Origin of the sequence: Enterobacter cloacae complex sp. P17RS (assembly GCF_014895885.1) — a bacterium.
Taxonomy (GTDB): domain Bacteria; phylum Pseudomonadota; class Gammaproteobacteria; order Enterobacterales; family Enterobacteriaceae; genus Enterobacter; species Enterobacter bugandensis.
Genome location: NZ_JADBQK010000007.1, coordinates 198,373 through 212,863, shown reverse-complemented (window position 1 = coordinate 212,863; position 14,491 = coordinate 198,373). Strand labels below are relative to the sequence as shown.

13 protein-coding genes are annotated in these 14,491 nt (G+C 61.4%); 2 read left to right on the top strand and 11 right to left on the bottom strand.

All coding sequences use genetic code 11. From position 1 onward, the window contains the following. Positions 1-125: 125 nt before the first annotated feature. Genes paaK through paaA form a run of 11 tightly spaced genes read right to left on the bottom strand, consistent with a single transcriptional unit; the run spans position 126 to position 9,636 of the window. Positions 126-1,442: a phenylacetate--CoA ligase PaaK gene (gene paaK / locus IM265_RS08595; RefSeq protein ID WP_063942526.1), complete on the bottom strand. Its 1,317-nt coding sequence runs from the start codon at positions 1,440-1,442 to the stop codon at positions 126-128. Positions 1,443-1,469: 27 nt separating this feature from the next. After that, the gene (gene pcaF, locus IM265_RS08590; protein ID WP_047368479.1) at positions 1,470-2,675 is read right to left on the bottom strand and encodes a 3-oxoadipyl-CoA thiolase; all 1,206 of its coding nucleotides are present in this window, start codon (positions 2,673-2,675) and stop codon (positions 1,470-1,472) included. After that, on the bottom strand, positions 2,675-3,097 hold the full coding sequence (gene paaI, locus IM265_RS08585; protein WP_136343226.1) for a hydroxyphenylacetyl-CoA thioesterase PaaI: 423 nt from the start codon (positions 3,095-3,097) through the stop codon (positions 2,675-2,677). Before paaI ends, pcaF begins: the two co-directional genes overlap by 1 nt. Beyond that, positions 3,087-4,511, bottom strand: a complete 1,425-nt coding sequence (gene paaH / locus IM265_RS08580; protein ID WP_193031310.1) for a 3-hydroxyacyl-CoA dehydrogenase PaaH — start codon at positions 4,509-4,511, stop codon at positions 3,087-3,089. The genes paaI and paaH overlap by 11 nt, the downstream gene beginning before the upstream one ends. 1 nt (position 4,512) lies before the next feature. After that, positions 4,513-5,301 carry a 2-(1,2-epoxy-1,2-dihydrophenyl)acetyl-CoA isomerase PaaG gene (gene paaG, locus IM265_RS08575; RefSeq protein WP_041910183.1) on the bottom strand — a complete coding sequence of 263 codons (789 nt, stop codon included), beginning with the start codon at positions 5,299-5,301 and terminating at the stop codon, positions 4,513-4,515. Beyond that, the gene (gene paaF / locus IM265_RS08570) at positions 5,301-6,068 is read right to left on the bottom strand and encodes a 2,3-dehydroadipyl-CoA hydratase PaaF (RefSeq protein ID WP_182034633.1); all 768 of its coding nucleotides are present in this window, start codon (positions 6,066-6,068) and stop codon (positions 5,301-5,303) included. The genes paaG and paaF overlap by 1 nt, the downstream gene beginning before the upstream one ends. Further along, entirely contained in the window at positions 6,065-7,135 is a 1,071-nt protein-coding gene (gene paaE, locus IM265_RS08565; protein WP_182034631.1) for a 1,2-phenylacetyl-CoA epoxidase subunit PaaE, read from the bottom strand. Before paaE ends, paaF begins: the two co-directional genes overlap by 4 nt. A 7-nt stretch (positions 7,136-7,142) precedes the next feature. Beyond that, positions 7,143-7,640: a 1,2-phenylacetyl-CoA epoxidase subunit PaaD gene (paaD, locus tag IM265_RS08560; protein ID WP_153655945.1), complete on the bottom strand. Its 498-nt coding sequence runs from the start codon at positions 7,638-7,640 to the stop codon at positions 7,143-7,145. An 11-nt stretch (positions 7,641-7,651) separates the two neighbouring features. Then, complete coding sequence (paaC, locus tag IM265_RS08555; RefSeq protein WP_063942529.1) at positions 7,652-8,398, bottom strand: 1,2-phenylacetyl-CoA epoxidase subunit PaaC; 747 nt, start codon at positions 8,396-8,398, stop codon at positions 7,652-7,654. Positions 8,399-8,406: 8 nt separating this feature from the next. Next, positions 8,407-8,694 (bottom strand): 1,2-phenylacetyl-CoA epoxidase subunit PaaB, encoded by a 288-nt coding sequence (gene paaB / locus IM265_RS08550; RefSeq protein ID WP_003857353.1) that lies wholly within the window; start codon positions 8,692-8,694, stop codon positions 8,407-8,409. Positions 8,695-8,706: 12 nt separating this feature from the next. Next, the gene (paaA, locus tag IM265_RS08545) at positions 8,707-9,636 is read right to left on the bottom strand and encodes a 1,2-phenylacetyl-CoA epoxidase subunit PaaA (protein ID WP_028013027.1); all 930 of its coding nucleotides are present in this window, start codon (positions 9,634-9,636) and stop codon (positions 8,707-8,709) included. A gap of 284 nt (positions 9,637-9,920) precedes the next feature. On the opposite strand from paaA, the gene paaZ reads away from it, so the two are divergent. Then, the gene (gene paaZ, locus IM265_RS08540) at positions 9,921-11,963 is read left to right on the top strand and encodes a phenylacetic acid degradation bifunctional protein PaaZ (RefSeq protein WP_193031308.1); all 2,043 of its coding nucleotides are present in this window, start codon (positions 9,921-9,923) and stop codon (positions 11,961-11,963) included. Positions 11,964-12,166: 203 nt separating this feature from the next. Beyond that, positions 12,167-14,440: a primary-amine oxidase gene (tynA, locus tag IM265_RS08535; RefSeq protein ID WP_193031306.1), complete on the top strand. Its 2,274-nt coding sequence runs from the start codon at positions 12,167-12,169 to the stop codon at positions 14,438-14,440. Positions 14,441-14,491: the final 51 nt, after the last annotated feature.

Sequence of the window (14,491 nt, the reverse complement as noted above, 5' to 3'; positions counted from 1 at the left end):
GATCGACCTGAAGAAAAAGTCGATCACCATGGGTAAAGGATGTTAAAAAGTGTTCACCATGTCCCCGAACACCTGTCTACCATGTCCCCGGACTGTACACCCTAAAGGGGAGAGGGCCAGGTGTTTTAACCGTTCGCCGCCGCTTTACGCAGATCAAACACCCGGCAGGCTTTCCCCTCCGAGCGCGGGATGCTGCCGCAGTTCACAATCATCACGTCGGTGGAAATCCCGACCATCGACTTTATGCGGTGGCGCAGCTGGTGGCACACCTGACAACGCTGCTCGTGCGTCAGCGTTAAGCTGCTCTCTTTCAGCTCCACCTTCACGGAAAGTGAATCAAGATGCCCACGACGGTTCACCTCCAGCTGATAGTGCGGAGAAAGGTGTTCGAACTTCACGATCTCCTCTTCCAGCTGCGACGGGAAAACGTTGACGCCGCGGATGATCAGCATATCGTCGCTGCGGCCGCCGATCCGGTCCATGCGCCGCATGCTGCGCGCGGTTGCCGGCAGCAGACGCGTCAGGTCGCGGGTGCGGTAGCGGATCACCGGCAGCGCCTCTTTGGTCAGCGTGGTGAACAGCAGTTCGCCCTGCTGGCCGTCATCCAGCGGCGTGCCGTCGTTCGGGTTGACGATCTCCGGGTAGAAATGATCTTCCCAGATGGTTGGGCCGTCGGCGGTTTCGATACATTCCATCGCCACGCCAGGCCCCATCACCTCGGAGAGGCCATAAATATCCAGCGCCGTAATGCCTAAGCGTTTTTCGATTTCGCGACGCATGGCCTGCGTCCACGGCTCCGCGCCGAAAACGCCAACGCGCAGGGAGCAGGTGCTGGCGTCGCCGCCCATCTGGCGCTCCAGCTCCTCAATCAGGTTGAGACAGTAGGATGGCGTCACCATGATCATGTCCGGCTGGAAATCACGGATCAGCTGCGCCTGTTTCTCTGTCTGGCCGCCGGACATCGGGATCACCGTCGCCCCCAAACGCTCGGCACCGTAGTGCGCGCCCAGCCCGCCGGTAAACAGGCCATAGCCATAGGCCACGTGAATTTTGTCCTTCGCGCTGCCGCCCGCCGCGCGCAGGGAGCGGGCCACCAGGTTGGCCCAGTTGTCGATGTCACCCTGCGTGTAGCCGACAACGGTCGGTTTGCCGGTGGTGCCGGATGAAGCGTGAATACGCACCACCTGCTCCATCGGCACGGCAAAGGTATCAAACGGGTAGTTATCCCGCAGGTCCTGCTTGGTGGTGCACGGGAACTTACGGATATCCGCCAGCTCGTTGAAATCATCAGGGTGAACGCCCGCGGCGTCAAACTTGCGTTTGTACATCGGCACGTTGTTATAGGCGTGGTGCAGCGTCCATTTCAGACGCGCGGTCTGCAGCGCCTGCAGTTCGTCAAGGGAGGCCGTTTCAATCGGATCAAGCTTTGTTGTATTTGTCATTGTAGGGTACTCACATTGTTTTTATGCTCAAACACGCTCAAGGATCATGGCTATGCCCTGACCCACACCGATGCACATCGTACAAAGCGCGTAGCGCCCGCCGCGTCGGTGCAGTTCATTACTCGCGGCCAGCGCCAGTCTGGCGCCGCTCATCCCCAGCGGGTGACCAATCGCAATCGCGCCGCCGTTCGGGTTGACGTGCGCGGCATCATCCGGCAATCCCAACTGACGCAGCACGCCCAGCGCCTGCGCGGCGAAAGCTTCGTTGAGCTCGATCACGTCCATCTCGTTAATGCTGAGTCCGGCGCGCTCCAGCACCTTGCGCGTGGCCGGTACCGGGCCGAGTCCCATCAGACGTGGCTCCACGCCTGCCGTCGCCATCGCCACGATCCGCGTGCGCGGGACCAGCCCCTGCGCCAGCGCCATCTGCTCGCTGGCGACGATCAGCGCCGCTGCGCCGTCGTTGACCCCGGAGGCATTTCCCGCCGTGACCACCCCGTTCCTGCGGAACGGCGTTTTTAGCCCGGCAAGCTGCTCAAGCGTGGTGTCCGCGCGGGGATGTTCATCCTCGCTGAACTCGTTGACCGCCCCTTTTTTCCCCGGCACCTGCACCGACACAATCTCCTGCGCCAGAATGCCATTCTGCTGCGCCTGCGCGGTACGCTGCTGGCTGCGCAGCGCGAACGCGTCCTGATCGGCACGGCTGATATTTAACAATTCAGCTACATTCTCTGCCGTTTCCGGCATGCTGTCAGTTCCGAATTGCTGATGCATGAGCGGATTCACAAATCGCCAGCCGATGGTGGTATCAAAGATCTCCGCCTGTCGCTGGAACGCGGCGGTGGCTTTGCCCATCACAAACGGCGCGCGGGACATGGACTCCACGCCGCCCGCAATCAGCAGGTCGCCGTCGCCCGCCTTAATGGCGCGTGCGGCAAAACCAATCGCGTCCAGCCCCGACCCGCACAGGCGGTTAATGGTGGTTCCGGACACCGTCTGCGGCAGCCCGGCCAGCAGCGACGACATACGCGCCACGTTGCGATTATCTTCACCCGCCTGGTTCGCGCAGCCGAAGATCACGTCGTCAATCCGCTCCAGATCGAGCTGCGGATAGCGTGCCAGTAGCGCGCGCAGCGGCACAGCGCCGAGATCGTCAGTCCGAACGGCGGAAAGCGCCCCGCCGTAGCGCCCCACCGGGGTTCGAACGCCATCACAAATAAATGCGTCACGCATCAGGCCTCTCCTGTCACATTGCCGCCGATGCGGTGAGATTTTCCGCGAAAAAGGGCGACGGTTTTCTGTTGCTGGTTCTGAATTTCAATGTCGTACACGCCGGTCAGCCTGCCCTGATGCTTGACCCGCGCGGTGGCGGTAAGCGTGTCCCCGGCAAAGCCCGGACGCAGAAAGTCAATCGAACAGCCGGAGGCCACCGCCGCCAGCCCCTGACTGTTGCAGGCGTAGGCAAAGGCGGTGTCTGCCAGCGAAAACAGCTGTCCGCCGTGGCAGGTTTGGTGGCCGTTGAGCATCTGCGGGGTGATGGTCATGGACACCACCGCGTAGCCGTCGCCCATATCGACAATGTCCATCCCCATCGCCTGCGCGCAGGCGTCCCGTTCGTACATGGCGCGGGCGTTGTGCCAGGCGTTATGACTCATAGCTACTCTCCAGAAGCGCGCGCTGGCGCAGCAGGGAACAGGGGCGATAGCGTTCTTCGCCGTAATGACGCTGCAGGTTCTCCAGCAGCGTCAGCAGGCGCTGCCAGCCCAGGCGCTCGCCCCAGGCGATCGGCCCGCTCGGGTAATTCACGCCCAGGCGCATGGCGGTATCGATGTCCTTCTCGCTGGCGACCCCTTTTTGCAGAGCATCCAGCGCTTCGTTGGCAATCATCGCCACCGTGCGCCAGACCAGCAGGCCGGGATAATCGGCAATCTGCACCACCCGAAGCCCCTGCTGCTGCAGGAAGCGGATGGCCTTTTGCGTCGCCGTATGCGGGTTGCTGGCGGCTGCGGCGATGACCGCGACGTCGCGCTCGATGCGGTCCACCACCACCACCGGGCCGTTAAGCCGCAGCGCCAGGGCCTGCGCGGTTTCGCCCTGCGTTTCAATCAGGTACACATCATCAATTTCCGTGACACCGTCACGTCTTTTTTCCACGCGCATCGGGCTGTAGCTGTCGTTCACGGTATCAGCCCAGCGCACCCCGGGCCTGTCGCCCTGCCAGTCATAAACGCCCTTCCCGCTTTTTTTGCCCAGCCTGCCAGCCAGCACCAGCTCCTGCTGCACCAGCGAGGGCAGAAAACGACGCTCCTGCCAGAAGGCGTTAAATACCGAGCAGGTCACCGCGAAGTTAACGTCCTGACCAATCATGTCGGTCAGCTCCAGCGGCCCCATCGGGAAGCCGCCGCCTTCGCGCAGGGCGGCGTCAATCACTTCCGGCGCGGCCACCTGCTCTTCCAGCGCGCGCCAGGCCTCGGAATAGAACGGACGCGCGACGCGGTTGACAATGAACCCCGGCGTTGACTGGCAGCGCACGGGCTGCTTGCCCCAGTTCAGCGCCAGCTCGCACAGCGCGTCGGCCACTTCCGGGGAGGTCGCCAGCCCGCTGACCACCTCCACCAGCTTCATGACCGGCGCCGGGTTGAAGAAGTGCAGCCCGGCGACGCGCTCCGGATGGTGGATATCCGCAGCAATCGCCGTGACGGAGATCGAAGAGGTATTGCTTGTCAGCACCGTCTGCGGCGGGCAGATTTCCGCCAGCTGCGAAAACAGCGCCTTTTTAACCTCCAGCCGTTCCGAGGCCGCTTCAATCACCAGTTCGGCCGCGGAGAGCGCGTCGATATCCGTGACGGGAAGCAGCCTGGCGAGGATCTGGCTCCCGGCATCGGCGGAGAGTTTTCCGCGCGTCACCCGGGAGGCCAGACGCTGGCGGATCCCCTCGATAGCGCGGGATATCGCATCGCTGGAGATGTCGTAGAGCAGCACCTGATGCCCGTGGCTGGCTGCCACTTCTGCAATCCCCGCGCCCATCGTGCCGCTGCCAATCACGGCGACAGTCCGTATGTTGAGCATTTTATTTCCCCGTAAAGTTAGGCGCGCGCTTCGCGAGGAAAGCGCTGACGCCCTCGCGGTAGTCGTCGCTGCGACCGGCCAGACGCTGATAGTCGCGCTCCAGGTCAAGCTGCGCGTCGAGGGTGTTGGTTTCCGCAGCATTGATCGCCTGCTTGATCAGGCCCAGGCCGAAGGTCGGCTGCGAGGCAAAGTGCAGCGCCATCTGCTGCGCCGTGGCGGAGAGCTGGTCGTCGTCCACCACCTGCCAGATCATCCCCCACGCCTGCGCCTGCTCGGCGCTGAGTTTGTCCCCGAGCAGCGCCAGCCCCATGGCGCGGGCGCGTCCGGCCACGCGCGGCAGCAGCCACGTGCCGCCGCAGTCCGGCACCAGGCCGAGCTTGCTGAAGGCCATCACGAAGTTGGCCGACCGGGCGGCAATCACCATGTCACAGCCGAGCGCCAGCGTAGCTCCCGCGCCAGCCGCCACCCCGTTAACCGCGCAGATGACCGGCTTCGGCAGCTTTGCCAGGCGGCGCACCAGCGGGTTGTAGAAGGTTTCGACAGACATTCCCAGATCCGGCGCCGGGCCGTTGGGGTCGACGTTACGGTCGTTCAGATCCTGACCGGCGCAGAACCCGCGTCCTGCCCCGGTGATCAGCAGGCAGCGGATGGCGTCATCGCGCTCGGCCTGCTTCAGGCACTCGGCAAGCTGCTGGTGCATCACGTCGTTAAAGCTGTTCAGACGCTCCGGACGGTTCAGCGTAATGGTCATTACGCCCTGTTCTACGTGACTGAGAATAAATTCCACAATTAGCGTCCTTTAAAGTCGGGGGTGCGTTTTTGTAAGAAGGCGTCGATACCTTCCCGGCGGTCTTCGGTGGCGGAAAGCAGCGTAAACAGCTGGCGCTCCTGGGCCAGACCGGCCTGTAGCGGCACCTCCTGCGACTGGCGCAGCGCCTGCTTCGCCGCCTGCAGCGCCAGCGGAGAGTGGCGCGCCATCAGCGCCGCCTGCTTCAGGGCGTACTCCAGTGTCAGAGACGCCGGGAAGAGATCGCTCACCAGCCCGGCGCCCAGCGCCTGCTCTGCGGTAATGCTCTCGCCGGTCAGCACCATTTTGCTGGCCAGGGATTTACCGACGCTGCGGATCAGTCGCTGGGTGCCACCCGCGCCGGGCATGATGCCCAGCGTGATTTCCGGCAGGCCGAAACGGGCGTTATCGCCAGCAATGATCACGTCGCACAGCAGCGCCAGCTCGCAGCCTGCGCCCAGCGCGAAGCCGTTCACGGCGGCAATCAGCGGTTTGTTAAACGCGTTAATGCGCGCCCACAGCTGCGGACGGATATCGTTCAGTGTGGCGGGCAGGTCTTTCTCCGCCATTTCGTTGAGATCGGCCCCGGCGGCAAAGCAGCGCTCGCTGCCGTAAATCACGCAGACGGCGATGTCGGCATCCACGGCGGCAGCCTCAAGCTGTTCCGCAAGCTGCGCCAGCAGCGCATTGTTAAGGGCGTTGCGCGCCGACGGACGGTTCAGCGTCAACTGCAGCACGCGGCCATGACGGGTAACAATCAGCTCGCTCATGCCATCCCCTTCGCGTCAAAGTCGACAATCACGTCGGCGGTTAACGGCAGCGACTGACAGCTCAGTACGTACCCGGCGGCCAGCTCGTCCGGCTCCAGGCTGTAGTTGGTTGCCATGTCCACCTTGCCGCGCAGCACTTTGCATTTGCAGGTGGCGCACACGCCGCCCTTGCAGGCATACGGCAGATCCGCTCCCTGACGCAGGGCAGCATCAAGAATGCTTTCGTCGTCCGCCGTCAGGGTGATTTCACGGTCGCGCCCGTCCTGGCGCACGGTCACTTTTTGACCTTCCGCCTGCACGTGCACCGCGCGCTTAACGGTGATTCCGGAGGTGTTAAAGCGCTCAAGGTGAATGGATTTTTCCGGCATCCCCAGCGCTTTCAGCGTCGCTTCGGCGTCGTCCATCATCGCCGACGGGCCGCAGATAAAGGCCTCGTCATACTGGCGGAAGTTGATCAGGGTTTTCGCCAGCGCCTGCAGCTTTTCCCCGTCGATGCGGCCAAAGAGCAGGTCGCTGTCCAGCCGCTCCTGGCTGAAGATGGAGACCAGCTGCAGCCGCTGCGGGTATTTGTCCTTCAGGTCCGCCAGCGCCTGGCGGAACATCATGCTCTGGCTGCTGCGGTTGCCGTAGATCAGGGTGAAATGGCTGTTGGATTCGGTCGAAAGCGTGGCGGAGATAATCGCCAGCATCGGGGTGATCCCGGAGCCTGCGGCAATTGCCAGGTAGTGGCCTTCACGTTCAGGCTGCGGCTGGTAGCCAAACTGCCCTTGAGGAACCATCACCTCCAGCGCCATGCCCGCTTTGATCTCATCCCGGGCATAGCGGGAAAAGCGCCCACCGTCGATGGCTTTGACCGCCACGCTGATCTCACCCGGCGCGGTGCTGCGGCAGATGGAGTAGCAGCGGCGCAGCTCGTCTTCGCCCAGCGTCGTTTTCAGGGTCAGGTGCTGACCGGGGCGGAAGCGGTAGGCCTCCTGCAGCGCCTGCGGCACCGCGAAGGTGATGGTTACCGCGTCGCGGGTTTCGGGTTCCACTTTTGCCACTGTTAATGAATGAAACGTTGTCATGGCAGCCTCAAATACATTTGAAATAGTCGAAGGGTTCGCGGCAGGTATTGCAGCGGTAGAGCGCTTTGCAGGCCGTCGAGCCAAATTCACTGATAAGGGAGGTGTCGGTGCTGGCGCAGCGCGGGCAGCTCACCTCTGCCGGGGCGTGCGCGTGGCAGCTATGCCCCACCGGTGGGCTGATGCCATACGCCCGCAGGCGCTCGCGCGCGTCGGCGGTCATCCAGTCGGTGGTCCAGGCAGGTTCAAGCTGGAGCACGATGTGCACGGGAGTGAAACCATGCGCGGTCATCGCCTCGCGGATCGCCCCCAGCAGGTGTTCCGTTGCCGGGCAGCCCGAGTAGGTTGGCGTGAAGCCAATCACCCAGCCTTCCCCCTGCGCCTTCACGCTGCGCACCATGCCTAAATCGGTGATGGTTAACACCGGCACTTCCGGATCGGGGATCTGGCTTAACAGCGCCCAGATCTGCGGAATTTGCGCAGGCGCGATGTCGACGAGGCGTTGCATAGCGTTCTCCTTTACCACTGCTGACCGGGATACGCGCGCTGGAGATACTGCATTTCCGCCAGCATCGGACCCAGATGTTCGGTATGAAGCCCCTTCTTGCCCCCGGTGCGGTACGCCACCTCTGCGGGAACCTGCAGACAGGCTTCTTTCAGACCAGCAAACACTTCGCTTTCCCACGGCTGGCGCAGGGTTCGCGGATCCACCGCCACGCCGGCGTCAATCAGATCAAGCTCGACCTCATCGGCGTCAAACAGCTCCGCCGTAAACCGCCACAGGCTGTCGATGGCCTGCTGCATTTTTTGCGCGGAGGTTTCGGTCCCGTCGCCCAGCCGCACCAGCCAGCCGCGGCTGAAGCGCAGGTGGTAGCGCGCCTCTTTAATGGCTTTGGCGGCGATGGCAGCAAGCTGGCCGTCGCTGCTCTGAGTCAGGCGTTCGTACAGCGCCACGTTCCAGGCGTCCATCAGGTACTGGCGGGCAATCGTGTCGGCGAAGCTGCCGTTCGGCTGCTCCACCAGCAGGACGTTGCGGAACTGGCGCTCGTCGCGGCCAAACGCCAGCGTGTCTTCATCGCCCTGGCCTTCTAATTCCGCGGCATAGGTCAGGAAATTGCGCGCCTGCCCCAGCAGATCGAGGCCGATATTGGCGAGCGCGAGGTCGATTTCCAGCTCCGGCGCGTGGCCGCACCAGGCGCCGAGACGCTGGGAGAGCACCAGACCGTTGTCGCCCAGACGCAGGGCATAGGCAGTCACTGAGTTCATTCTTTGCCTCACATATGCTCGATGCCGTCAGGGATGGTGTAGAACGTCGGATGGCGGTAAACCTTGCTTTCCGCCGGGTCGAAGAACTCGCCGCTCTCTTCTGGCTGGGAGGCCACAATTTCACTCGCCTTCACCACCCAGATAGAACAGCCTTCGCTGCGGCGGGTGTAGGCATCACGGGCATTTTCCAGCGCCATGCGATCGTCGGCGGCATGCAGGCTGCCCACGTGACGGTGGGATAACCCTTGTTTGCTGCGTACGAACACTTCGTACAGCGGCCAGTAGACATTGCTCATGGTTATTTCCTCTTATGCGGCCTGACGGGTACGTTGTTTTTCGGCGTGCGCCAGCGCGGCTTCCCGCACCCACGCCCCGTCGTCCCAGGCTTTGCGTTTCGCGGCCAGACGTTCGTGGTTACAGATGCCACGCCCGTTAATGACCTCGTCAAACTCCTGCCAGTCGATCTCGCCGAAGCGGTAGTGTCCGCTCTCTTCATCGAAACGCAGGTCCGGATCCGGCACCGTCATGCCGAGCATCTCCACCTGCGGAACCGTGTTGTCGACAAAGCGCTGGCGCAGCTCGTCGTTGCCAAAGCGTTTGATTTTCCAGGCCAGGCTGCGGGCGCTGTTCGGCGAGTTGTCGTCGTTCGGCCCGAACATCATCAGCGCCGGCCACCAGAAGCGGTTGATGGCGTCCTGCAGCATCTGACGCTGGGCCTCACTGCCCTGCGCCAGCGCCATGCAGGCTTCAAAACCCTGACGCTGGTGGAAGCTCTCTTCTTTACAGATTTTCACCATCGCCCGTGCATACGGGCCGTAGGAGGTTCGGCACAGCGCCACCTGGTTGACGATGGCCGCGCCGTCCACCAGCCAGCCGATCACGCCGATATCGGCCCAGCTCAGGGTCGGATAGTTGAAGATGGAGGAGTATTTCATCTTGCCGTCGAGCATCTTCTGGTAGATGTCTTCCCGCGCGCAGCCCAGCGTTTCCGCCGCGCTGTAGAGGTAAAGCCCGTGTCCAGCTTCGTCCTGCACTTTCGCCAGCAGGATCGCTTTTCGGCGCAGCGTCGGCGCGCGGGCTATCCAGTTCCCTTCCGGGAGCATGCCGACAATTTCGGAGTGCGCGTGCTGACCAATCTGGCGGATCAGCGTTTTACGGTAGGCTTCCGGCATCCAGTCCTGAGGCTCAATCGCCGTCTCCTGCGCTATGCGCTGCTCAAACCGTTGTTCTTGCGTCACGTCATCACCTTTATGATTCGTTAGTTTGCAAATTAAAGAAAAATGTTGAATCACTTTGTTTTTAAAAGTTACACAAAGGTTAAATATAACCCCAAGAATTGTTTCCCGGTTTTGTGATGCTGCTCGCAAGGCTTTTACGCCAGGCCTTTTGCAAAGCGCCCTTACGCGACGCGATTCGTCCAGCCAGATCACAACGTTAACAATTCATTAAAAACACAGCTTGATTTTTATGATTCACGATCAAACTATTAATAGTGAAATCACGAAACATTTGGAGATAAGCGATGCAGCAGTTAGCCAGCTTCTTGTCCGGTACCTGGCAGTCTGGCCGGGGCCGCGAACGCGCGATTCATCACGCCATCAGCGGCGAAGCACTCTGGGAAGTGACCAGCGAAGGGCTGGACATGGCGGCCGCCCGTCGCTATGCCATTGAGCATGGGGGCGAGGCATTGCGCGCCATGACCTTTATTGAACGTGCCGCCATGCTGAAAGCGGTGGCGAAACACCTGCTCGGCGAAAAAGAGGCGTTTTATGCCCTGTCCGCCCAGACGGGCGCGACGAAGGCGGACAGCTGGGTCGATATTGAAGGCGGCATCGGCACCCTCTTCACATACGCCAGCCTGGGCAGCCGCGAGCTGCCGGACGACACGCTGTGGCCGGAAGATGAGCTCATCCCCCTGTCGAAAGAAGGCGGCTTTGCGGCACGCCACGTTCTGACCTCGAAATCCGGCGTGGCGGTACACATCAACGCCTTCAACTTCCCCTGCTGGGGAATGCTGGAAAAACTCGCGCCGACCTGGCTTGCCGGGATGCCCGCCATCATCAAGCCCGCCACCGCTACCGCGCAGGTGACGCAGGCGATGGTCAAATCCATCGTGGACAGCGGACTGGTGCCGGACGGCGCCATCAGCCTGATTTGCGGCGGCGCGGGCGATCTGCTCGACCAGCTCGACAGCCAGGACGTGGTGACCTTTACCGGCTCCTCCAGCACCGGGCAAAGCCTGCGCGTGCACCCGAATATTGTGGCGAATTCGATTCCGTTCACCATGGAAGCCGACTCCCTGAACTGCTGCGTGTTAGGTGAAGACGTCACGCCGGAGCAGCCGGAGTTTGCCCTGTTCATTCGGGAGGTGGTCCGCGAAATGACCGCCAAGGCCGGGCAGAAATGTACCGCCATTCGCCGGATTATCGTCCCGCAAAGCCAGGTTGATGCCGTCAGCCAGGCGCTGATTGCCCGTCTGGAAAAGGTGGTGATGGGCGACCCGGCGCAGGAAGGGGTGAAGATGGGGGCGCTGGTCAACGCTGAACAGCGCGCAGACGTGCAGGAGAAAGTGGATCGGCTGGTCGCCGCAGGCTGCCAGATCCGTCTGGGCGGCAAAGCGGATCTGCAGGCCGCGGGGGCGTTCTTCCCGCCGACCCTGCTGTTCTGCCCGCAGCCGGATGAAACCCCGGCGGTGCACGATACCGAAGCCTTCGGCCCGGTCGCCACGCTGATGCCGTATCGCAGTGCAGAGCACGCCATGCAGCTTGCCCGCGCGGGCGGCGGCAGCCTGGCGGGGACGCTTGTCACCGCAGACCTGAACATTGCCCGCCAGTTTATTGCCGGCGCGGCACGCGCCCACGGGCGAATTCAGATCCTTAACGAAGAATCATCAAAAGAATCTACCGGCCACGGCTCCCCGCTTCCTCAGCTAATGCACGGCGGCCCTGGCCGCGCGGGCGGCGGCGAAGAGCTGGGCGGCCTGCGCGCGGTGAAGCACTACCTGCAGCGCACCGCGATTCAAGGCAGCCCGACGATGCTGGCCGCCATCGGCAAGCAGTGGGTGCGTGGCGCAGCGGTGCAGGAAGATCGCGTCCATCCGTTCCGTAAATACTTTGAGGAACTGCAGCCGGGCGACAGCCTGCTGACGCCGCGCCGCACGCTGACGGAGGCGGACATCGTCAATTTTGCCTGCCTGAGCGGGGATCACTTTTATGCCCATATGGATAAGATCGGAGCGGCAGAGTCGATCTTTGGCGAGCGCGTGGTTCACGGCTACTTCCTGATCTCCGCCGCGGCGGGACTGTTCGTTGATGCAGGCGTCGGGCCGGTGATTGCCAACTACGGCATGGAAAACCTGCGCTTTATCGAGCCGGTCAAGCCGGGCGACACCATCCAGGTGCGTCTGACCTGCAAGCGCAAAACGCTGAAGAAACAGCGTACCGCCGAGGAAAAACCGACCGGCGTGGTGGAATGGGCGGTAGAGATTTTCAACCAGCACCAGCAGGCCGTGGCGCTCTACTCCATTCTGACGCTGGTGGCGCGCCAGCGTGGTGATTTCAGCTAACGTTCTCCCTCATCCTGACCCTCTCCCCAACGGGGAGAGGAGATTGCTCTGCACGACCTGTGATTTATCTCAGCGCCTTTTTTAACCTGGCAAGACCAACAAATAACCTGGCAGATGCAGGCAAACGCTTTTCTCAGGCGCCTGTCAGGATAAGGCTGTCACAACACAATAAACCCTAAAAACACAACAAGATGAGGTCTACGATGGGAAGCAATTCTTCTTTTTCTGCCCGTAGAACGGCGCTTGCTATGGCCGTTGCGCTCTGTTGCGCCTGGCAATCCCCTGCTTTCGCCCACGGCAGCGAGGCGCATATGGTCCCGATGGACAAAACACTGCAGGATTTTGGCGCGGACGTTCAGTGGGATGATTACGCACAGATGTTCACCATTGCGAAAGACGGCGCCTTCGTGAAGGTCAAACCGGGCGCAAAGACGGCCATCGTCAACGGTCACCCCCTCAAGCTTGAAGTGCCGGTAGTGATGAAGGACAAAAAAGCCTTTATCTCAGAGACCTTCATCAACGATGTTTTCCAGTCTGGTCTTGACCAGACCTTCCAGGTTGAAAAACGTCCTCACCCGCTAAACGCGCTGACGGCGGACGAAATTAAGCAGGCTGTCGGGGTTGTGAAAGCCTCTGCGGATTTTAAACCCAATACCCGCTTTACCCAGATCGCCCTTGCGCAACCAGAGAAAGCCAAAGTGTGGGACTTTGTGCTCAACGGTACGGCAGTGGACGCCCCTCGCCAGGCGAAGATCGTCATGCTCGACGGCAAGCACGTTATCGAAAGCGTAGTGGACCTGAAGGATAATAAAATCCTGCGCTGGGAGCCGGTGAAGGACGCGCACGGCATGGTGCTGCTGGATGATTTCACCGCGGTTCAGCAGATCATTAACGAGAGCCCGGAGTTTGCCGAGGTGCTTAAAAAACACGGCATCACCGACCCGAAAAAAGTGATCACCACGCCGCTTACCGTCGGCTACTTCGACGGTAAAGACGGCCTGAAGCAGGAAGACCGCCTGCTTAAGGTGGTGAGCTATCTGGACGTCGGCGACGGCAACTACTGGGCGCACCCGATCGAGAACCTCGTGGCCGTGGTCGATCTTGAGCAGAAAAAAATCCAGAAGATTGAAGAAGGTGCCGTTGTGCCGGTTCCGATGACTCCGCGCCCCTATGACGGCCGCGACCGTGTCGAGACGCCGAAAAAGCCGCTCGACATCATTGAGCCGGAAGGCAAGAACTACACCATTACCGGCGACATGGTGCACTGGCAGAACTGGGATTTCCACCTGAGCCTGGATTCCCGCGTCGGCCCGATGATTTCGACCGTCACTTACAACGACAACGGGAAAAAGCGTCAGGTGATGTATCAGGGATCGCTCGGCGGCATGATTGTCCCGTACGGCGATCCGGACGTGGGCTGGTACTTCAAGGCCTATCTCGACTCCGGCGACTACGGCATGGGCACCCTGACCTCGCCGCTGGTGCGCGGTAAAGACGTGCCGTCCAACGCCGTGATGCTCAACGAAACCATCCCAGACTACACCGGCACGCCGATGGAGATCCCGCGCGCGATCGCCATTTTCGAACGCTACGCGGGGCCAGAATATAAACATCAGGAGATGGGCAAGCCGAACGTCAGCGCCGAACGCCGCGAGCTGGTGGTGCGCTGGGTGAGTACCGTGGGCAACTACGATTACATCTTCGACTGGGTGTTCCACGAAAACGGCACCATCGGCATTGACGCCGGTGCGACGGGTATCGAAGCGGTGAAAGGCGTGCAGGCGAAAACCATGCATGACGCCACCGCCAAAGACGACACAAAGTACGGCACGCTGATCGATCATAATATCGTGGGCACCACGCACCAGCACATCTATAACTTCCGTCTTGATATGGACGTGGACGGCATCAACAACAAGCTGGTGGCGATGGACCCGGAAGTGAAGCCGAATACAGCCGGCGGCCCGCGCACCAGCACCATGCAGGTGAACCAGTATGACATTGATACCGAACAGCAGGCGGCGCAGAAGTTTGACCCGGGCACCATCCGACTGCTGAGCAACACCAGCAAGGAGAACCGCATGGGCAACCCGGTCTCGTACCAGATTATCCCTTACGCGGGCGGTACCCATCCGGTGGCGACCGGCGCGAAATTTGCCCCGGACGAGTGGATCTACCATCGTCTGAGCTTTATGGATAAACAGCTGTGGGTGACGCGTTACCACCCGGACGAGCTGTATCCGGAAGGGAAATTCCCTAACCGCTCCATCCACGACACGGGCCTCGGACAATACAGCAAGGATAACGAATCGCTGAACAACCAGGATGACGTGGTGTGGATGACCACCGGCACCACCCACGTCGCACGCGCGGAAGAGTGGCCGATCATGCCGACGGAATGGGTGCATACCCTGCTTAAACCGTGGAACTTCTTCGACGAGACGCCAACGCTCGGGAAGAAAAAAGACGAAAAATAACCATCCGCCGGGCAATTGCCCGGTTTTTTTTGCCCTGGCGTTTGAGGATCG